Consider the following 17,896-nt stretch of genomic DNA (forward strand, 5'->3'; position numbering starts at 1 on the left):
CGAATCGAACAGCAATCAATGCGCGAGCCGTTCCGCGTGCATGGTGCTGCCATACACGGTCGCAGTGAGTGCGCAGGCGAGTGCAACAAGCGCAATGGCCGCCAGCGCACCAGGGCCGAACAGAATATTCAGCACCGTGCCCGCAGCTGCGCCGACGATCCACGATATCCAGCGCAGCATGCCTAGCGCAGCCGCGCCGAACTTGCGGCTAGCGAGTTGCCTGCCGACGCTGATGAACGTACCCGTAATGAACGTGACGCCCGGCTGATCGGCGAGCGCCTGATTGATCGCGCCCATGCCTGCCGCGACGAGACACGTCGTGAGCGGCGAGAACTGCTCGCCCGTGAGCGGCACGGCGCAAGCAAGAAGGATTGCGGTGAGCGTGAGGGACAGGGCGGCGCGCCATCGGGGAAAGCGCGTTCCAAGCCACGCGGCAAGCGTCGTGAACGCAAGAAAGCACGCGATGACGCAGATGAGCGGAATCGTCTTTTCGAACGCGCCTTGAACAAGCGACTGACTCAGCTTGGTGGAATTGCCGGTCATATAGACCGCCAGCCATTCCTTGCTGTGAAGCATGACGAGCGCATCCGTGCCGCCAGCGATAGCAACGAGCACGACGACCGGAAGAGGCGAACGAGCGAGCCGTTCGAGTATCGAAGAATTGGGTGAAGGCAAGGCGATGCTCCGTGACTGGCGGCATGGCGAAAGCGGTGCTCCGCGATGCAGGTGCGCGTGACGAACATCGTTCGCCAGGACCCTTTGCCTTGAGCATCGGGCGCAAGATCGATGCCCGACGCTTACCAGTCAGCTTGGCTTCTACCTTCGTTGTTACTTCTTCAGACTGGCGCGCCACGCAGCCGCATGACTTGCGTTTCACGCACGGCGATCCATAAAATCAGCATGCCGAGTGCCGACAACGCGCTTGCGAGAATGAAAGCCGACGAGTAACCCGCGCCGTACTGAATCAGAAAGCCGGTAATGCTCGGCGAGAGAATGCCCGCGAGATTCGCGAGCAAATGTACGAAGCCGCCCGTTGCGCCAATGCGATCGCGCGGCACGATGTCCTGCAACAGCGACCAGCACGCTTGCGGCGTCATGAAAGCGAAGAGACTCGCCACCGCGATCAACGCGACGGCAGGCGCAAGCGAACTCACGCGCGACACCAGCAACACGCAGATTGCCGCCACGCCAAGTCCCAGAATGATGACCGTCTTGCGCGCGAAGAGCACGTTGCCGGTCTTCTTGTAGAGCGCGTCGGAGATGATGCCGCCGAGCACGAAGCCCGCCGTCGCGCCGAGCCACGGCAGGATGCCGATCACGCTCATGTGCTTGATGTCGAGATGCTGATAGTCCGTGAAGTAGCTCGGCAACCATGACAAGAAGAAGTACAGCACGTAGTTGAACGCGAAGAACGCGGCAGCCACGCCGAGCACCGGCAACGACAGCAAATAGTGCATCACGCCCGCTTGCGAGCCTGCTTCAGCGGAACCTTCCGCGTGATGCGGCACGAGCCTGTCGCTCGCGATATGCGCGGCTTCCTCGCGCGTTACGGCAGGATGATCTTCCGGATGATCGCGAAAGCACCGCAACCAGAACGCAATCCACACGAAGCCGAGCACCGCGATCACGACGAAGGAGATGCGCCAGCCGAACTGCAAAGCGACCAGCCCGACGATCGGTGCGGCAATGGCGGCGCCCAACGGCTGACCAGCGTTCGTGAGACCCACGGCGCGGCCCGCTTCACTGCGCGGGAACCAGTTCGAGATCGACTTGTTGGTCGTCGTGCCCATTGGGCCTTCGGCGACACCGAACGCGACGCGCGCCACCATCAGCGTGGCGAAGTTGCCCGCGAATGCCGTGGCGCCGCAGAACAGCGACCAGAACGCGGCAGCAATGGCGAACACCTTGCGCGGACCAAACTTGTCGGCCGCCCATCCGCCGATAAAGCAGAACACGCAGTATCCGATGAAGAAACTGCTGAACAGCACGCCGAGTTGCGCGTCGTTGATATGCAGTTCGCTCTTGACGAGCGGTGCGACCACGGAGAGCGCCGCGCGGTCCAGATAGTTGAGCATGCCGGCAAAGAACAGCAGCGCGGCGACTATCCAGCGGTAGCGGAATCGCATGTCTTCTCCTTTGGGTGCTATCGAAGCGCGTAGGAATGCGCGCACGCGAGACCTGACGACGAATCTGTAAAGATACGTCATCATACAAGTCCAGTTGCTTGCCTCGCGTCCGTGAAAACCCTACGAACCGCCGGTTTCATGCGGTCCTTCGCACACAGAATGCTTTCCTTACATAGCGCCAAAAGGTGCATTACGATTGACTAGTTGTACGACAACCGGCATCAAGTGACGTCTATCACCACTTTTCCAAAATGGCCACCCGATTCGAGATAGGCATAGGCTTCCTGCGCGGCATCGAAGGGAAAGACGCGATCGATCACCGGTTCGATTCGGGACTGTGCGATCGCCTTGACCGCATCGGCGAGATTGGCCGTCGAGCCAGTCTGATTACCGACAATGCGCAAGGTCTTCACCATGACCTTGAGCAAGGGCATCTTCGTTTCCTCGCCGCCTATCAGCCCGACGACGAAGATCGTTCCACCGATTGCCGCCGCGTTCACCGAGCGCTCGAAAGTCGCCACGCCGACGGTTTCCACGACGAGATCCGCGCCACGCCCTTCCGTGGCTTCGAGCAACGCGACGTCCCACGCGGGCGTGGTCCGGTAGTTGATGGTGACGTCCGCGCCCAGCTTGCGCGCGCGGGCGAGCTTCTCGTCCGATGAAGACGCGATGATCACGCGCGCGCCCGCCGCCTTGGCAAGCGGCAGCGCAAACAGACTCACACCGCCCGTACCCAGCAACGCCACGGTGGACCCCGGCCGCACATTGCCCGCGACGATGGCGTTCCATGCGGTCGTCGCGGCGACCGGCAAACTTGCGGCCTGCACGAACGGCATGGCAGCGGGAATGGCGACGAGCGCGGTAGCGGGCACGACCGCATATTCCGCGAGCGAGCCCGGCATGGTGACGCCGCGAAGACGCTCGCCGTTCGCTACCGTGAGCGGTCCTGCGGCCCAATCCACGATCATTCCGGCGATCACGCGATCGCCCGCCTTCCAGCCTTTCACGCGCGATCCGACCTCGACGATCTCGCCCGCGCCATCCGCACCCGGCACGAAGCTCGCGTCCACGTTGCCGAAGCGCGCGTTCGCCACCATGAGATCGAGATAGTTGAGTCCCGCCGCGCGAATGCGGATGAGCACTTCGTCGCTTTCCGGTACGGGCTCGAGTGCGTTATCGGTCAACGTCAATTCGTAGGGCTTGCCTGCCTTCAGTCGATACGCTTTCACGGTGCGCTCCTTTTTCGTTAAGCACAGAGGTCATGCTAGCGAAGACGCGCCTCTATAATCGACCCATACGGCATAACATTCGTGCGTGGGGTGCATCAATGAACGGCATCGAAACGGATCAGGTTCAGGCGTTTCTCGCGGTGCTCGCGACCGGGAGTTTTACGGCGGCAGGCCGCCAGTTGGGGCGCGACGGCTCGGTCATTTCCCGACGTATCGCGGAACTGGAAACGCGTCTTGGCATTCGTTTGCTCGAACGGTCCACACGCCGCGTATCGGCGACGGAAGCAGGCACGCGTTATCGCGATCGCGTGCGCGAAGCGTGGGACATCATGCGCGATGCGGAAGACGAAGCGCGCTCGCAAGCTGCGACGCCGCGCGGACTCTTGCGCATCAGCTTGCCCGCAGGGTTCGGGCGCATGTGGATTGCGCCGCGCATGCCGGAGTTCCTTGCGCGCTATCCCTCGCTCGATGTCGAATGCACGTACACGGACCGTTATGTGGATCTGATCGAAGAACGTTTCGATGTAGGCGTGCGTATCGGCAAACTGGAAGACAGCCGGCTTGTCGCGCGGCCGCTTGCGACCATGCGGCGCTTACTGTGCGCATCGCCGGATTATCTCGCCGCGCGCGGACGTCCCACGAAGCCCGAAGACCTGATGCGCCATGAATGCATCGGCTTTTCGCGGCTCTCCACGCATCCGGTATGGCATCTGAAACGCGACGACATGCACCGCGCCATTCGCATCAACGCGAGAATGACGACCGATGAGATCGATGCCGTGCTGCATGCGGCGCGCTCAGGCGTCGGCATCATGTATGGGACGGACTGGCTCGTCTGCCGCGAATTGCAGAGCGGAGAGCTGGTGCAAGTGCTGCCCGGCTGGAAGGTGGACGCGGGCGAACAACTCAGCGTGGTGCGCGCGTCTTCCAAGCATGCGGCCGCGAAAACGCGTGCGTTCATCGACTGGGTGGTGCAATCGTTCGAGACGCCGCCGTGGGGGACTACGCGCAGACGTCGAGCGAAGTAAGACGCGCGCGGCGGCAGTATCGATTATTTAAAACGGTCCGCGGAGAAGCGCTCGATTGCGCCGGGACTCTTGCCGTGAATCAATCGCGCGACCATGTCGCCCGTGGTTCCCGCCAGCGTGATGCCGAGATGCTGATGCCCGAACGCGTAGATCACGCGCTTGTCCGCCGAAGATGGTCCGATCACCGGCAAGTAGTCCGGCATGGTCGGCCGGATACCGAGCCAGCTACTGGACACGGGCGCTTTGATATCCACGTTGCGGCGGATGCTTCGTTCGATGAACGCCGTGCGCGAAGGGTTCAACGGTGACTTGATCCCGCTCAACTCGATAGTCCCCGCAGCACGCAGCCGCAGGTCACGCAACGGCGTCATATAGAAGCTCGACTCAACGACGCAAGTCGGCCGCGTGAACATCGGCTTATCCAGCAGGAACTCGACGTGATAACCGCGCTCCGCGCCAAGCTGGATGGAATCGCCCATTTGCGCCGCGAGTTTCGCGGACCATGCGCCGCCCGCAATCACCACTCTGTCGGCGTGTAGCGTTTCGCCGGCAGCGGAACGCAGGCAGATGCCCGCGGTGCTGCTCGAAATATCGCTGACCTCCATGCGTGCGTAACGCTTCTCGTCGATCAGCGGTTTGGCCAGCGCCTGCACGAAGCCTTGCGGATCGACGAGATGGCACGCGGCAGGAAATAGCACGCCGCCCACCGTGCGCTGCTGCATGACGGGTTCCAGTTGCGTGAGTTCGGCCGCGCTTATCACCTCTTGACGAATGCCCAGCAAGCCACGCAGTTTGATATCGCCCGCGGCGCGCTCGAACGCTCCTTGCGTGCGATAAGAGTAGAGACAACCATCGCGCCGAATGAACGACTCAGCGTGTGGATTGTCTTCGAGAAGCGGCGCATATCCCTCGTGCGTACCATGCAGCAACGACGCAAGCGCTTCGCTATTGGCGACATAAGCGCGCCGGTTGCATTGCCCGAGAAACGCAGCGAGCCATCCCGCATAGCTTCCCAGGCGCGACCAGCGAATGGAAAGCGGCGAGTCCGCGCCGAACAGCAAGCCGGGAATGTCGCCCCAGATTTTCGGCTGCGGCACGGGCGTGCATGCGTAGTCCGCAATGGTGGCCGCATTGCCGAACGAAGCGCCGCCCGCTATCTCGCCCTTATCGACGAGCAACACGTCGAGACCCGTTCTTCGCAACCACAGCGCGCACGCAACGCCGACCACGCCCGCACCGATCACGATGACTTCGCGTCTTCCCTCACCCGACATGACTTGCCCTCTTGCATTGACTTGATTATCGCGCTTCGTTTCACCAGAAGCTGCGCGTGAGACTGAACGGCGTGCCGCGCGCATCGCTCCGGCTCGTGATCATCGACGTGATGAGATCCGCCGAGCCGCACGCAAGCGTCCAGCCGAGCGCGCCGTGTCCCGTGTTAACGAAAAGACGCGGCACCGCCGTCGGTGAAATGATCGGCAATCCATCTGCCGCCATGGGCCGTAGCCCGCACCAGGGCCGCACTTCGGCAGGCATCCGGATCTGCGGAAAAAGCCGCGTCAGCGCGCGTTTCAGGTTCTCCACGCGACCGGGCCGCAGCGTCTTGTCGAAGCCATCGAATTCGACGGTGCCCGCCACGCGCAGCATGTCCTTGAGCGGCGTTACGCCGATATGCTCGTAATCGTCGACGATAGGCCGTTGCGGCAGAAATCCCAGTTCGTCGGCACGGAGCGTAAGCGAATAGCCTTTGACGGGCGCCATCGGCAGGCGCACGCCGAGCGGGCCGACGAGCGACGGAGACATCGCGCCCGCGCATATCACGACGCTATCCGCGCTCAGATAATCGTCGGCAAGACGAACGCCGGCAACAGAACCGCGCTGCAGGTCGATACCGCTCACCGCGCTTCCCCACCGAAACGTCACGCCTTCGTGTTCGGCTGCGGCGGCGGTCGCGACACTGAACGCATGCGCGTCGCCCCAGGCATCGGATTCGAGCAGGAGCGCCGTGCCAATGCTATGTGCAATGCCTCCGAGCGATGGTTCGAGCGCCACGCTTTGCGCTGCATCGAGTCGCCTGACCTTTGCGCCCATGCGCTCGAGCATGCGCGCGAACGATTCCGCGCGCCGCTCGGCGTCCTTGCCGCGAATCAGTTCAAGCAGGCCGCCACGCTGGATGCCCGCGTCAATGCGCTTCTGGCCGAGCAGACGCTCCATGGCCGCGAGGCTTTGCTGACCGAACGCGGTGAGCGTCGCAGCCGTCTTGTAGTACTTGGCCGCGCGGCAGTTGGCCAGAAAGCGCACACCCCACATGCCGAGACCGGGGATTGCGCGAGGCCGCAGCAGAAGCGGCGCATCTTCGCGGCCGAGCCATTTAAGCAATTGCATCGGCGTGCCGGGTGAAGACCACGGCAACGCGCTGTTGGCCGCAAGCAAGCCGCCGTTGGCGAAGCTGGTTTCCAGGCCTGCTTCACGGCGGCTGTCTATCACGGTGACGCGGCAGCCCGCGCCCGCAAGCGCGAGCGCGGTCGTCGTCCCGATGATGCCCGCACCGATGACGATCACATGCTTCATCAGGCAACCTTGCTCACATCGGCATGAGCCAGGATTTCGATCTTGCCGCCTTGCACCATGAGATCGGCGATGATGGTCGCGCGGTTCGGATACGGCTTCGTGAAGAAGCGGCGATAGACCTCGTTCATGCCTTCGAAATAGCTCTTGTCCGTGAGAAAGACCTGCACCTGCGTGACGTCGTCCATGGTCGCGCCCGCCGACTCGACGATCTGCTTGAGATTCGCGAACGTCAGTTCGGCTTGCGTGGCGATGTCGCCATCCTCGATCGAACCGTCCGCGCGAATGGGAATGCTCGCCGTGTAGAGCGTGCCGTTCGAGACGGTCGCCCATTCGACCGGCGCGCTTCCGTTGGGCAAGCCGGTTTCGATGACCTTGCGCATACACTTACTCCTTCTGTTCTGTCTTGAGAGACTCTGGTTGGGAAAGACCGCTGTATCAGCCGTGAGCAGGCTGACGTCGCTCGATATGACGCATCAATTGCGACAGCGGATAACACAGCACGAAATAGAACGCCCCTACGGTGACGTAGATTTCGAACGGCATGAAATACTGCGAGCTCAAGTCCTGAGCGCGCAGCATGAGGTCGGGCGCGGCGATGAGCGAGGCCACCGACGTGTCCTTCAGAAGCGAGATGGCGACATTGCCCGAAGGCGCGAGCACCAGCCGAATGGCTTGCGGCAGCACGACCCAGCGCATGGCCGCGCCGCTCGTCATGCCGATGCTCGCGGCTGCTTCGCTTTGTCCGCGTGGCACCGCTTCGATGCCCGCGCGAAAGATCTCCGCGAAATACGCGGCGGCGTTCATGCCGAGACCAAGCACGGCGGCCTGATACGAATCGAAGCGAATGCCAATGGCAACGAAGCCGAAGTACACGAGAAAGAGTTGCACGAGCGCGGGCGTGCCGCGAAACACTTCGATATAGACACGTGCTATACGCGCGGCCATGCCACGACTGCCCATCCTGACGATGGCGAGCACCATCCCGAGCACGACGCCAATAGCGATGGCGCCAAGCGCCAGACGCAGCGTTGCCCATGCCGCCTGAAACAGCTCGTCGTGCATGGAAGACCAGAGTTCGGAATAGTTCATGACAGCGCCGCCCTCGGTTTGCCGAGTCCGCGCTCGGTCGCTGTCGAAAGACGCGACAACGCCAGACTCAGCAGCAGATAGATGATCGCCACGATGAAGTAGATGAGGTTGGTCTGATATGTCTCGCTCACGAGCATCCTTGCGCGGAACACGAGTTCCGGCACCGCGACGGCGGAAGCGAGCGACGTATCCTTCAATAGCCCGATGGCGAAGTTGGCGAGCGCGGGCAAGGCGAGCCGCATCGATTGCGGCAGCACGACGGTTGCGAGCGCCATTGGCCATGTCATGCCGATGGCAAGCGCCGCCTCGCGTTGGCCTCGGTCGACGCCGTTGATCGACGAACGGAACACCTCGGAGAGAATCGCCGCGCCGTTGAGACCGAAGCCGAGCGTTGCGGCCACGAATGCGGGCAGCGTGACGCCGATCCGTTCGAGCCCGAAGTACAGCACGAACAACTGCGTCAGCAAGGGCACGTTGCGGAACAGTTCGAGATAGACGTTCGCCACCGCCTTCAACACGACACTGCGCGACAACCGCATGAGCGCGATCACGAAGCCCAGCAAGAAGGCCACGCAGAACGCGCTCGCGGTCAGCACCACGGTGGTCACCGCGCTCACGCACAACACGCGCACGAAATACGGCAGAAAATGCAGGCTGTGAGCCCACGCGGTGAGAAGCGCCATGTCAGTGCTCCAGCACCGCGCGCAAAAACGCGCGCGTGCGTTCGACCTTTGCATCGTGAAAGATTTGCCGTGGCGGTCCTTCCTCGACGATCTTGCCATCGGCCATGAACACGACCTTGTCGGACACGCTTTCAGCGAAGCGCATCTCGTGCGTCACGATGATCATCGTCATGCCTTCGTCCGCGAGCTTGCGCATGACGCCGAGCACTTCGCCCACGAGCTCGGGATCGAGCGCGGAAGTCGCTTCATCGAAAAGCATGAGCCGCGGCTTCATGGCGAGCGCGCGCGCAATGGCCACGCGTTGTTGCTGGCCGCCCGACAATTGATCGGGAAACGCGTTGCGCTTCTCGTCCATGCCCACTTTCGTCAGCAACGCACGCGCTTCGTCGATCAACTCGCGGCCGCTGCGCTTCTGCACCTTGCGCGGTCCGAGCAGGACGTTGTCGATCACACTCAGGTGCGGAAACAGGTTGAAGCGTTGGAACACCATGCCGATATTCGCGCGCATGGCGGCGAGTTCGCGGCCCGACATCGCTTGCCAGCCGTCACCGTGACGACGCTCGCCGATAGCCGCGCCGTCGATGAAGATATGCCCCGCGCTCGGCGTCTCGAGAAAGTTCACGCAGCGCAACAGCGTGGTCTTGCCCGAGCCGCTCGGTCCGATCAGCGACACCTTTTGCCCCGGCATCACATCGAGGTCGATGCCCTTCAACACATGATGCGTGCCGAAGGACTTGTGCAGGCGGTCGATACGCACGAGCATGCGCGTATCGACCGAAGGAGTGGCGCTTAGCGTCGCAGACATATCGCGGTGTCCCATGATGATCCGGCCTTCAGGCGAAGGCTTTGCTGAAGTCCCGCGAATCGTGCGCGAACGGGCCGATCAGCGCGCCCTTCGCGTCGCGGTCCACGCCGGTGCGCGGGTCGGTCGGCAACGGCTGCAAGTAGTCGGGATTATCGATCCCGTACTTCGCGAGAATCGGCTTGATCTGGTTGGTGCGCCAGAGCCAGCGCACGCCTTCGTTGATGCCGTCGAACAGATCCTTCTTGTCCGGACTCACGCCCCAGATCGACGCGAACTTGCCCGTGAGGCTGGGGTACGCCGCGTCGAAACCGATGGGAATCTGTTTCAATCCCCACGACGGATTCTGCTGGATCATGTAGTCCACGGTCGGCGCGTCGAGCACGGCAAAGTCGAGACGCCCCGCGACGACATCGCGCAAGCACGAGTCGATACCGTCATACAGTTTCACTTCGACGATGCCCGGAACCTTCTTCATGTCGGGCACGACCGAATAACCCGTCGCCGTGCCGATGGTGTGCCCGCTCAAGTCCGCGATGGCAAGCGAACTCTTCTGCGTCTGGTTTTGCCGCATGATGACGTAGGCGCCCGTGTAGAAAACGGGATCGGTGAGCAACAACAGCTTGGCGCGGATCGGCGTCCACGCGAAGTTGCCGCCGAACCAGTCCACGCGGCCCGACTTTACCGCTTCGATCACGGCGGAAAAGGTCATCTGCTGCACGTCGATCTTCAGTTGCAGACGCTCGGCGATCAACTGCAGCATGTCGAAGTCCGTTCCCACGAGCTTGCCGTCGCGCACGGATGCAATCGGCATGTCGCCGAGGCACGCAGCCGTCAGATAGCCGGGACGCACGGTTTTGATCGGTGCGAGCGTCGGTGCGGCGAGTGCCGCGCGACCGAGCGTGCTTGCGCCGAGTCCCGCGACGACCCCGTAACCCGCCGTCTTGAGAAAGCCTCGCCGGGATGATTTGAGTGCGTCGATGGCGTGGGTGAGAGGATCGTCGAACATGGTGGTCAGCCCTTCCTGAATGGATTGATCGGGTAACGTCGGCAGTTTTTGCGTATATGCAAAACCATGAAAACCATCGTATTGAGCTAAAATTTGATGGTCAAGAAAAACTTTTGCATATACGCAAAAACATGCAAACGCCGGGCGCTTATGTCACCATGTCGTGATGGCGAAGTGGCGGCTCCCCGCATATCGAACGAATACAAGAGACACCATGCAAACAGAAAATCGCCCGCGGAAGGCGGCGCAGAGAACGAGCCCTGCGGCAAAGGCGGCGGTCGTGCGCAAGCCCAAGCGCAAGCCAGAAGCCGAGGCGGCGCCCGCACCCGCGCCTGTTGAAGAAACAAGCGAAGCGAGTCCCGGGGAGACCATCGCGCATCATCGGCACGCGCGGGGCATGACGCTCGCGGCGTTGTCGGAGTTGTCGTCGGTGGCGATCTCGACCATCTCGCGTATCGAGAATGGCCGTATATCGCCGACTTATTCGGTGTTGTCGCGGCTAGCGAAGGCGCTCGATATCCGTTGGCCCGACATGGTCGGCGGCAACGAAAAGTCCTTTGCGCAAGGCTGTCGGGCAGTAAGCCGCGCGGGTCATGGCGTGAAGCATCCGACCTCCACCGGTATCTTTGAATGGCTCGGCGCGGACCTCGTGACGAAGTCGATGGAGCCGACGCTCATCGAAGCCAGTGCCGATACCGGCAAGCATGTGCTCTCGGCGCATGACGGACAGGAGTTCATCTACGTCACCGATGGCTCGTTGATATTCATGATGCGCGACTACGCACCGCTCATGCTCGAAAAAGGCGACAGCGTGTATTTCGATGCAGCCACGCCGCACGCATGCTATGGCGTCAAGATGCCGGCGCGCTATCTGTCGATCGTGGCAAAGCCGTGAGCTCGCGCGGTTGCGGTGTTGAGCGTTTCCGAAGGACGCATGCCGAAAAGCTTGCGATAGTCGAGCGCGAACTGGCTGAGGTGCCAGAAACCCCATGCAGCGGCAGCGTCCTGAACGGTTTGCGTCTTTTGCGCGGCACCGGCATGTCGTAGCTGACGTCGCGCACCGTTGAGGCGTATGGCGCGCAAATAGACATTCGGCGCCATGCCGAATGCTTCCTGAAAACAGTATTGAAGCGTGCGGCGGCTCACATGCAGATGCGTGCACAGTTCGGGCACGTTCACGGCGCGGTCGTGATTTTCGAGCACATAGTGACGCGCTTGCGTTGCGATCGCATGACGACGCGAGGCCACGGGCAGCGCGACCGGCTCGCAGCATTGCAGCGCGCCGCACTCGAAGAGCCACGACAACAAGGACGAGCGCATCGACTCGGTCGGTGTGATTTCGCTTCGTAACATCGTCATGAGCGATGCCGCGAGTCGCGCACGTTCTCCCGCACCCACGACGACGATCTCACCGCGCGACGTGGCGCATTCGAGATCGATATGCTCGACGTCTTCGGCATGACGGCGCAGCGCATCATGCGTTGCAACCACGCCGAGAATTTCGTAGCCGGACGGCGTCAACAGTTCGAACTCGACGCCGCCCGGGCGAACCGCAAGCGCGTTTTCATCGATGGCGCGCGACTGTATGCGCCCGGCGCCATCGCGCAAGAGCGGGATGCCGAACCAGCACGCATCGACCGGCACTTCGCAGCTTTGGCGCAAGGTCTGGCTCGTCGTCTCGCGAAACAACTGCACGTCGTCGAAGTCGATCTCGGCAAGCGTGCCGACGAAGCGTCCGGCGCTCAACTGATCGTAGACCTGCCGCCAGCCGCGCAGATTGCCCGCCTGCTCGTCCGCATCGTGCGAGACGAGCCGATGCACGCACGGACCGCGCGGCGCGTCAGCATTCGGCTTGGATGGTCTCGCTGCGCTTCTCATGGGACGAATATAGATCACCAAAATGAAGTGTGTCGTTCAGGCGTGGCACGCAATCGACGTCAGTGGTTCTTTCGCGGCGATAGCTGCGTCGCTGTCGTCCTTGAGCGCGACGCCAGTAAGGCCCAGACGACGCGCATGCGTCAGCAGATAATGCAGCTTGTACGCGGCCGCGTCGTGGTTCAAACCTTCCGGACGCACGTTGGATATGCAGTTGCGCTCGGCGTCGCTGCGGCCTACCGCTGGCGCGTAAGTCACGTAGATGCCGAGACTGTCCGGCGAGCTCAGGCCCGGCCGTTCGCCGATCAACATCACGACGATACGCGCGCGCATTACTTCGCCGATCTCGTCGGCGAGCGCGACGCGTCCTTGCCGCGCGATCACGACAGGTCCGATGTTCCAGTCGTCGAGTCTCGAACGAATCGCCTGCAAGAAAGGCACGGCCTGCTTCGATGCGGCGAACGCCGACAAGCCGTCCGCGATCACGAAGAGCACGTCATGGTCTCGTGCACACGTTGCGTCGAGCAATGCGCGGCTTTCATCGGCGAGACGGCGGCCAAGGTCGGGGCGACGCAGATAATGCGCGCGATCCGGCGCCGCGCTATGCACATCGACGACGTTCGCAAAGCCGGCATCGGCAAGACGCGCGCGAAGTGCGTCGACATCGAGGGGATGATGCACGGCGTCGCGCGCCTGCGCATGCGCGAGATTGAACGCAAGCAACGGTTCGGTCGGCATGCCACTGCCCGCGCGGCCGAGCGCAATGCGCGCGTTCGTGAATTGCCGCAACGACTGCCACGGGTTCTTGACGAGCGTATCGCTCATGCGGCCCCCATCCATTCGCGCGATGCTTCGAGCAAGGGCTGACGCGTCGCCGAATCGATCAATGCGCCGCGCGCATTGGCTATCTGCATCGTTTCGAGCCAGGTTTCGAACTCGGGCGCGCGGCGCAGGCCGAGCACTTCGCGCGCATAGAGCGCGTCGTGAAACGAGGTGCTTTGATAGTTGAGCATGACATCGTCCGCGCCCGGCACGCCGATGATGAAGTTGATGCCCGCGACACCGAGCAACGTGAGCAGGCTGTCCATGTCGTCCTGGTCCGCTTCGGCGTGATTCGTGTAGCAAATGTCGCAGCCCATCGGCACGCCGAGCAGCTTGCCGCAAAAGTGATCTTCGAGACCGGCGCGCATGATCTGCTTGCCGTCGTAGAGATACTCGGGGCCGATGAACCCAACCACCGTGTTGACGAGCAGCGGTTTGAACTTGCGCGCGACGGCATACGCGCGCACTTCGCAGGTCTGTTGATCGACGCCATGATGCGCGTTCGCCGACAGCGCGCTGCCCTGTCCCGTCTCGAAGTACATCACATTGTCGCCCACGGTGCCGCGTTTGAGCGAGCGCGCGGCTTCGAACGATTCTTGCAGCAACGCGAGCGAAATGCCGAAGCTCGTATTGGCCTTTTCGGTGCCCGCAATCGACTGAAACACGAGATCGACAGGCGCGCCCTTCTCGATGGCCGTGATCGTGTTGGTCACATGCGTGAGCACGCAGGACTGCGTCGGTACGCCGAAGCGCTCGCGAAATTCGTCGATCATCACGAGCAGGGTCGTGATCGCGGCAAGATTGTCGCTGGCGGGATTGATGCCGATGACGGCATCGCCGCAACCGTACATCAGGCCATCGAGCATGGATGCCGCGATGCCCTTCACGTCATCGGTCGGATGATTCGGTTGCAGACGCACCGACATGCGCCCCGGCAAACCAATGGTATTGCGAAAGCGCGTCACGACCGGCCGCTTGCGTGCAACCGCGATGAGGTCCTGATTGCGCATCAGCTTCGACACGGCCGCGATCATTTCAGGCGTGAGACCAAAGGTGATGCGTTCGAGCGCGGCGGTATCGGTCGTGTGGCTCAAGAGCCAGTTGCGGAAATCGCCGACGGTGAGATGCGCGATGTCCGCGAAGGCCTCGCGCGAGTGTTCATCGACGATCAGCCGCGTGACTTCGTCCTGCTCGTAGGGAATGAGCGGTTCTTCGAGGAACCTTTGCAAGGGCACGTTCGCCAGCGCTAGTTTGGCGGCGACACGTTCTTCCTCGCTCGTCGCAGCCACGCCCGCAAGTTGGTCGCCCGAGCGCATAGGGCTTGCCTTTGCCAGCAGGGATTTAAGGTCGGCGAAGCGGTAGGTGCGCACGCCGATCGTTTCGGTAAAGCTCATGGGCGGCTCGCTCTTGGAAGGCCTCGTCGAAGGCAATCCTAGCGGCTCAAAAACCGGGGAGTTATCGAAAATCGGCAAACTTGGGCGATGCGCGCGGCTTCGCCCGAGGTTCATCGCGCGCTTAAGCTTTCAGCTTCTCAACCAGTTCACCGAAGCCCTGCAATACGATATCCGGCTCCATCGCCGTGCAACGCGCCTTGTCGCCGTAGCCATAGGCGGCCCAGCAAGCAATGGCGCCGATGTTGCGTGCAAGGCCCAGATCCGCTTGCGTGTCGCCGACGACGGCAATCTCAGCTCGGGGCACATGCAGATAGCGAGGCGCGATAAGTTGCTCGTAACACGCCGCATCCGGCTTCTTCGGCAAGCCGGGCGGGTCGCATACGAGCATGTCGAAGAAGTGGGCGATCCCGTAATGATCGATTGCCTTCTTCACCGACGCTTCCGCCTTGTTGCTCGTGATCACCAGGGCAACGCCCAAGGTCTGCAACTCCGTGAGCACGCGTTCGACATCGGCGAAAAGCTGCGTATGTTGCAGTCCACGTTCGACGTAATACGCGCGATACGTGGCCGCCCATTCATCCGCTTGAGCCACGCTCAGACGCGAGCCCATGAGCTGCCGCATGGCCTCGGACATGACCACGCCCGCTTCGATCACGTGCTCGACGCGCGCGGCATCGGGCCGCTCCACACCGTAATGATCGAAGGTCAATTCGATGCAGGTGCGAATTGCGTCATGCGTGGCGCACAACGTTCCGTCGAAATCGAGCAGGCAGAGTTTGATCATGCTTGGGTCATGTGCCTCAGGCCTTCACGATGCCCAATGCGACCAGCGCTTGTGCGACTGCCGCGCGCATTGGCCAGCTCCATTCGGCTTCGTGCTCTTCGGTATAGCCTTCGAGCACGCTGCCAGCCGCCACCGCGCCGGGATCGGCTATGGCATACGTAAAGATGAGCGAGTTGTCGCGCGGACGGCGCGGCAGGTCCACCGGATGCTGCTCGTAAATGAGCTTGCCCAGATTGCCGTATTGCACATTGGCGCCGCGATAGCTGGCATAGCCCGCGGCCTTGGCCAACTGCATGGCGGTGATGGTGCGCGCGGGCGCCTGATAGTGCGCGACGAGCATCTTCCGTTGCCCTTCGCTGACGGGCAAGATAGCCTTGAACGCGGCGATGTAGGCGTCCACTGCCGCATCTCCCGCGCCGGTCGCCGGTCCCATTTCCGCATCGATCGCCGCACGCACGGTGCGTTCGGCGTCGTCGAGCGTCTCTCCGGTTTCCTTGAACGCGGCCTTCTGATCCTTCCACGCCCAACATTGCGCCACACCGTTGGACGCGTTCTTGATAACCAGCTCATAGCCCCGGTACGTGACCGTCGATCGACTCATTCCAGCCCCTGAACAAAGATATCTTTTCGAGCGCGAACGCGGCTTGCTTGCCTGTTCGCATTCGATTCCACGAGGGACAAGTATATCCGGTCGATGCTTCCAGCATGGTTGCAGCGCTGCGCGGCTCACTGGATTCGGTTACGCTTGGCTTTTTTTCGGCACTTCGGGCCTTTGCCTGAAGCCTCTTTATCGAACGCTCATGAACACGCCACAAGCCGATTACGCTCTGAATCTCGACATCATGTCCGCCGACGAAGCGGCCGCGCGCCTGCCCGCATCCGTGCTCGCGTCGCTGAACGGCGCAAACGTCGATGTGTTTCGCGTGCCCGACGACGCCTCCGATACCGCCGCCTGCAGCGCGCGCTTCGGTATCGATCTCGACGACTGCGCGAACACCATCGTCGTGCGCTTCAAGAAGGACGGAGGCGAACAGTTCGCCGCTATCGTCACGCTGGCGACGCGCCGGCTCGACGTGAACGGCGCGGTCAAACGCGAACTCGGCGCGCAACGTATTTCGTTCGCGTCGCGCGAAGCGGCCACGGAGTTGTCGGGCATGGAGTACGGCGGCATCACCGCGTTTGGCTTGCCTGAGTCGATGACCGTGCTCGTGGAGGCGTCCGTGATGGAGCGCGAGCGCATCGTGATGGGCGCAGGCATCCGCGAGGCAAAGCTGCTGCTCGCGCCGCAGCGTTTGCTCGCACTGCCGCAAGTGATCGTGGCGGCGTTGGCCGTGTAGCCTGGGATTGCCGTCAGTTCTTCGCCACTTCGCAGAACCGAATGCGATTGCCGAACGGATCGGCGACTTCCATCACGCGTCCCCAGTCCACCGTTTCGACGCCGGGCTTCGCATATCGATACGCCTTCGCTTCCAGCTCGCGATGCAACGTATCGATATCTTCCATCGGCACGAAGATGGTCGAACCGGGTGTTGCATCGCCTTGATGCTCGCTCAAGTGCAACGTGAGGTCCGAGCGCCTGATCTGCGCGTAGAGGGGAAAGTTCTCGCCGAACGTATGCTCCCATTCGAGCGTGAAGCCGAGGAAGTCGAGATAGAACTCCTTGGCCCGATCGACGGCAAAGATGCGGATGATCGGTATGGCAGGATGAATTCGCATGCTGAGTTCAGTCGAGTATGGGATGCGACTCGCCCGGAATCGGAAAGCCGCGATTATCTGTCGGCACGAGTTGCGTTTGAAACGCCACGAAGAGCGCCTGATACTTGCCATCCACTTCGACGATCACGGCACCATCCTGCGACACACCGTTTTCATTCGAATGATCCTTCACGTGGCTACCCTTCATGGGCTTTGGATTGCCCTGATTCATATGCGTCTCGTGAAGCCCGTCTTCTCCCGGCTGAAAGAGAAAGCCGAAACCATAAACCGTGACGTCCTTCGTTGGTTTCCAGCCGCGCCGTTCATCCTTGTAGCTCGGCGTCGGATAAACATAGTTCACCGGATCGGCTGACATATCGAGCTGCAGCATCTCGTTGACGAGCGCGTTGATGTCGTTGTGCTCGCTTGCCGTGTCGAGCGGAATAGGACGCATGGCGCTTAGATCGACGAGGCCTTCTTCGTGCACGTAGTCGAGTTTCGGAAAGCTCGATGTGGTGACGCCCGCATTCAGTTTCGCGAGGTCTGCCGTGATCGCGTTGTCGAAGTTCTGATTCAGCACATACAACACGAGGTAACCCGCAGGACCCGTCAGCGAGCTATCCGACTTCACGTTCGTGACGATGCGAAACTCGTTGCCCTTCTCGTCGTCGCTTACGATCACATAGTGCGGGTCGCCTTTGTAACCGTCCAGAAAGGGAACGCCAAGCCTTACCTTTCCCTTGAACACCACGTACTCGTTGCTTGCCATTCTTCGCTCCTGTTTTCACC

At 61.8% G+C, this 17,896-nt stretch carries 20 protein-coding genes; 3 read left to right on the forward strand and 17 right to left on the reverse strand.

Translation table 11 applies throughout. The annotated features are described in order from the left end of the window. Positions 1-15 precede the first annotated feature (15 nt). The 3 genes from NCR40_RS30415 to NCR40_RS30425 all read right to left on the reverse strand — a co-directional run bounded on the left by NCR40_RS30415 (position 16) and on the right by NCR40_RS30425 (position 3,355). A complete protein-coding gene (locus NCR40_RS30415; protein ID WP_250511716.1) occupies positions 16-675 on the reverse strand; it encodes a DUF1275 family protein in 660 nt (219 codons plus the stop codon). A gap of 161 nt (positions 676-836) precedes the next feature. Next, positions 837-2,126, reverse strand: a complete 1,290-nt coding sequence (locus NCR40_RS30420; RefSeq protein WP_250511717.1) for an MFS transporter — start codon at positions 2,124-2,126, stop codon at positions 837-839. A 221-nt stretch (positions 2,127-2,347) separates the two neighbouring features. Beyond that, on the reverse strand, positions 2,348-3,355 hold the full coding sequence (locus NCR40_RS30425; RefSeq protein ID WP_250511719.1) for a zinc-dependent alcohol dehydrogenase family protein: 1,008 nt from the start codon (positions 3,353-3,355) through the stop codon (positions 2,348-2,350). A gap of 98 nt (positions 3,356-3,453) precedes the next feature. Here NCR40_RS30425 and NCR40_RS30430 point away from each other — a divergent pair, with 98 nt between their 5' ends. Then, a complete protein-coding gene (locus NCR40_RS30430; RefSeq protein ID WP_250511720.1) occupies positions 3,454-4,383 on the forward strand; it encodes a LysR family transcriptional regulator in 930 nt (309 codons plus the stop codon). A gap of 23 nt (positions 4,384-4,406) precedes the next feature. On the opposite strand, the gene NCR40_RS30435 is transcribed toward NCR40_RS30430, so the two are convergent. Genes NCR40_RS30435 through NCR40_RS30465 form a run of 7 tightly spaced genes read right to left on the reverse strand, consistent with a single transcriptional unit; the run spans position 4,407 to position 10,537 of the window. Further along, positions 4,407-5,657 carry an NAD(P)/FAD-dependent oxidoreductase gene (locus NCR40_RS30435; protein WP_250511722.1) on the reverse strand — a complete coding sequence of 417 codons (1,251 nt, stop codon included), beginning with the start codon at positions 5,655-5,657 and terminating at the stop codon, positions 4,407-4,409. 40 nt (positions 5,658-5,697) lie between these two features. Further along, a complete protein-coding gene (locus NCR40_RS30440; RefSeq protein WP_250511723.1) occupies positions 5,698-6,954 on the reverse strand; it encodes an FAD-dependent oxidoreductase in 1,257 nt (418 codons plus the stop codon). Beyond that, positions 6,954-7,334, reverse strand: coding sequence for a RidA family protein (locus tag NCR40_RS30445; RefSeq protein WP_244831146.1), 381 nt, complete (start codon positions 7,332-7,334; stop codon positions 6,954-6,956). Before NCR40_RS30445 ends, NCR40_RS30440 begins: the two co-directional genes overlap by 1 nt. 55 nt (positions 7,335-7,389) lie before the next feature. Continuing rightward, the gene (locus NCR40_RS30450) at positions 7,390-8,043 is read right to left on the reverse strand and encodes an amino acid ABC transporter permease (RefSeq protein WP_244831145.1); all 654 of its coding nucleotides are present in this window, start codon (positions 8,041-8,043) and stop codon (positions 7,390-7,392) included. After that, positions 8,040-8,726, reverse strand: a complete 687-nt coding sequence (locus NCR40_RS30455) for an amino acid ABC transporter permease (RefSeq protein WP_244831144.1) — start codon at positions 8,724-8,726, stop codon at positions 8,040-8,042. The genes NCR40_RS30450 and NCR40_RS30455 overlap by 4 nt, the downstream gene beginning before the upstream one ends. Position 8,727: 1 nt before the next feature. Beyond that, the gene (locus tag NCR40_RS30460) at positions 8,728-9,531 is read right to left on the reverse strand and encodes an amino acid ABC transporter ATP-binding protein (protein WP_284507916.1); all 804 of its coding nucleotides are present in this window, start codon (positions 9,529-9,531) and stop codon (positions 8,728-8,730) included. Between the two features lie 28 nt (positions 9,532-9,559). After that, positions 9,560-10,537, reverse strand: coding sequence for an ABC transporter substrate-binding protein (locus NCR40_RS30465; RefSeq protein WP_244831143.1), 978 nt, complete (start codon positions 10,535-10,537; stop codon positions 9,560-9,562). Between the two features lie 280 nt (positions 10,538-10,817). On the opposite strand from NCR40_RS30465, the gene NCR40_RS30470 reads away from it, so the two are divergent. Next, on the forward strand, positions 10,818-11,432 hold the full coding sequence (locus NCR40_RS30470) for a helix-turn-helix domain-containing protein (protein WP_244831142.1): 615 nt from the start codon (positions 10,818-10,820) through the stop codon (positions 11,430-11,432). Here the strand turns inward: NCR40_RS30470 and NCR40_RS30475 are convergent. From NCR40_RS30475 to NCR40_RS30495, 5 genes are all read right to left on the reverse strand, one after another. Continuing rightward, entirely contained in the window at positions 11,405-12,415 is a 1,011-nt protein-coding gene (locus NCR40_RS30475) for a helix-turn-helix domain-containing protein (RefSeq protein ID WP_250511725.1), read from the reverse strand. The genes NCR40_RS30470 and NCR40_RS30475 overlap by 28 nt on opposite strands. Positions 12,416-12,451: 36 nt before the next feature. Next, entirely contained in the window at positions 12,452-13,237 is a 786-nt protein-coding gene (gene eutC, locus NCR40_RS30480) for an ethanolamine ammonia-lyase subunit EutC (RefSeq protein WP_250511727.1), read from the reverse strand. Beyond that, on the reverse strand, positions 13,234-14,628 hold the full coding sequence (locus tag NCR40_RS30485) for an ethanolamine ammonia-lyase subunit EutB (protein ID WP_250511728.1): 1,395 nt from the start codon (positions 14,626-14,628) through the stop codon (positions 13,234-13,236). Before NCR40_RS30485 ends, eutC begins: the two co-directional genes overlap by 4 nt. A gap of 121 nt (positions 14,629-14,749) precedes the next feature. Next, the gene (locus tag NCR40_RS30490) at positions 14,750-15,412 is read right to left on the reverse strand and encodes an HAD family hydrolase (protein ID WP_250493884.1); all 663 of its coding nucleotides are present in this window, start codon (positions 15,410-15,412) and stop codon (positions 14,750-14,752) included. A gap of 16 nt (positions 15,413-15,428) precedes the next feature. Next, a complete protein-coding gene (locus NCR40_RS30495; RefSeq protein ID WP_244831137.1) occupies positions 15,429-16,013 on the reverse strand; it encodes a hypothetical protein in 585 nt (194 codons plus the stop codon). Between the two features lie 199 nt (positions 16,014-16,212). On the opposite strand from NCR40_RS30495, the gene NCR40_RS30500 reads away from it, so the two are divergent. Further along, positions 16,213-16,749, forward strand: coding sequence for a YbaK/EbsC family protein (locus tag NCR40_RS30500; protein ID WP_250467837.1), 537 nt, complete (start codon positions 16,213-16,215; stop codon positions 16,747-16,749). A gap of 13 nt (positions 16,750-16,762) precedes the next feature. On the opposite strand, the gene NCR40_RS30505 is transcribed toward NCR40_RS30500, so the two are convergent. Both NCR40_RS30505 and NCR40_RS30510 read right to left on the reverse strand, forming a co-directional pair. Then, positions 16,763-17,128, reverse strand: coding sequence for a glyoxalase superfamily protein (locus NCR40_RS30505; protein WP_250511729.1), 366 nt, complete (start codon positions 17,126-17,128; stop codon positions 16,763-16,765). A gap of 7 nt (positions 17,129-17,135) precedes the next feature. Continuing rightward, complete coding sequence (locus NCR40_RS30510; RefSeq protein ID WP_250493880.1) at positions 17,136-17,876, reverse strand: DUF2278 family protein; 741 nt, start codon at positions 17,874-17,876, stop codon at positions 17,136-17,138. Between the last annotated feature and the right edge of the window lie 20 nt (positions 17,877-17,896).

The sequence above is a fragment of the Caballeronia sp. GACF4 genome, from assembly GCF_023631025.1.
GTDB lineage: Bacteria > Pseudomonadota > Gammaproteobacteria > Burkholderiales > Burkholderiaceae > Caballeronia.

What these genes read in the sequence shown, in the direction of transcription:
- NCR40_RS30485 (WP_250511728.1), bottom strand. Translation starts at nt 14,628, where the DNA reads ATGAGCTTTACCGAAACGATCGGCGTGCGCACCTACCGCTTCGCCGAC.
- NCR40_RS30510 (WP_250493880.1), bottom strand. Translation starts at nt 17,876, where the DNA reads ATGGCAAGCAACGAGTACGTGGTGTTCAAGGGAAAGGTAAGGCTTGGC.
- NCR40_RS30420 (WP_250511717.1), bottom strand. Translation starts at nt 2,126, where the DNA reads ATGCGATTCCGCTACCGCTGGATAGTCGCCGCGCTGCTGTTCTTTGCC.
- NCR40_RS30465 (WP_244831143.1), bottom strand. Translation starts at nt 10,537, where the DNA reads ATGTTCGACGATCCTCTCACCCACGCCATCGACGCACTCAAATCATCC.
- NCR40_RS30435 (WP_250511722.1), bottom strand. Translation starts at nt 5,657, where the DNA reads ATGTCGGGTGAGGGAAGACGCGAAGTCATCGTGATCGGTGCGGGCGTG.
- NCR40_RS30460 (WP_284507916.1), bottom strand. Translation starts at nt 9,531, where the DNA reads ATGTCTGCGACGCTAAGCGCCACTCCTTCGGTCGATACGCGCATGCTC.
- NCR40_RS30430 (WP_250511720.1), top strand. Translation starts at nt 3,454, where the DNA reads ATGAACGGCATCGAAACGGATCAGGTTCAGGCGTTTCTCGCGGTGCTC.
- NCR40_RS30440 (WP_250511723.1), bottom strand. Translation starts at nt 6,954, where the DNA reads ATGAAGCATGTGATCGTCATCGGTGCGGGCATCATCGGGACGACGACC.
- NCR40_RS30455 (WP_244831144.1), bottom strand. Translation starts at nt 8,726, where the DNA reads ATGGCGCTTCTCACCGCGTGGGCTCACAGCCTGCATTTTCTGCCGTAT.
- eutC (WP_250511727.1), bottom strand. Translation starts at nt 13,237, where the DNA reads ATGAGCGATACGCTCGTCAAGAACCCGTGGCAGTCGTTGCGGCAATTC.
- NCR40_RS30475 (WP_250511725.1), bottom strand. Translation starts at nt 12,415, where the DNA reads ATGAGAAGCGCAGCGAGACCATCCAAGCCGAATGCTGACGCGCCGCGC.
- NCR40_RS30505 (WP_250511729.1), bottom strand. Translation starts at nt 17,128, where the DNA reads ATGCGAATTCATCCTGCCATACCGATCATCCGCATCTTTGCCGTCGAT.
- NCR40_RS30450 (WP_244831145.1), bottom strand. Translation starts at nt 8,043, where the DNA reads ATGAACTATTCCGAACTCTGGTCTTCCATGCACGACGAGCTGTTTCAG.
- NCR40_RS30490 (WP_250493884.1), bottom strand. Translation starts at nt 15,412, where the DNA reads ATGATCAAACTCTGCCTGCTCGATTTCGACGGAACGTTGTGCGCCACG.
- NCR40_RS30500 (WP_250467837.1), top strand. Translation starts at nt 16,213, where the DNA reads ATGAACACGCCACAAGCCGATTACGCTCTGAATCTCGACATCATGTCC.
- NCR40_RS30495 (WP_244831137.1), bottom strand. Translation starts at nt 16,013, where the DNA reads ATGAGTCGATCGACGGTCACGTACCGGGGCTATGAGCTGGTTATCAAG.
- NCR40_RS30445 (WP_244831146.1), bottom strand. Translation starts at nt 7,334, where the DNA reads ATGCGCAAGGTCATCGAAACCGGCTTGCCCAACGGAAGCGCGCCGGTC.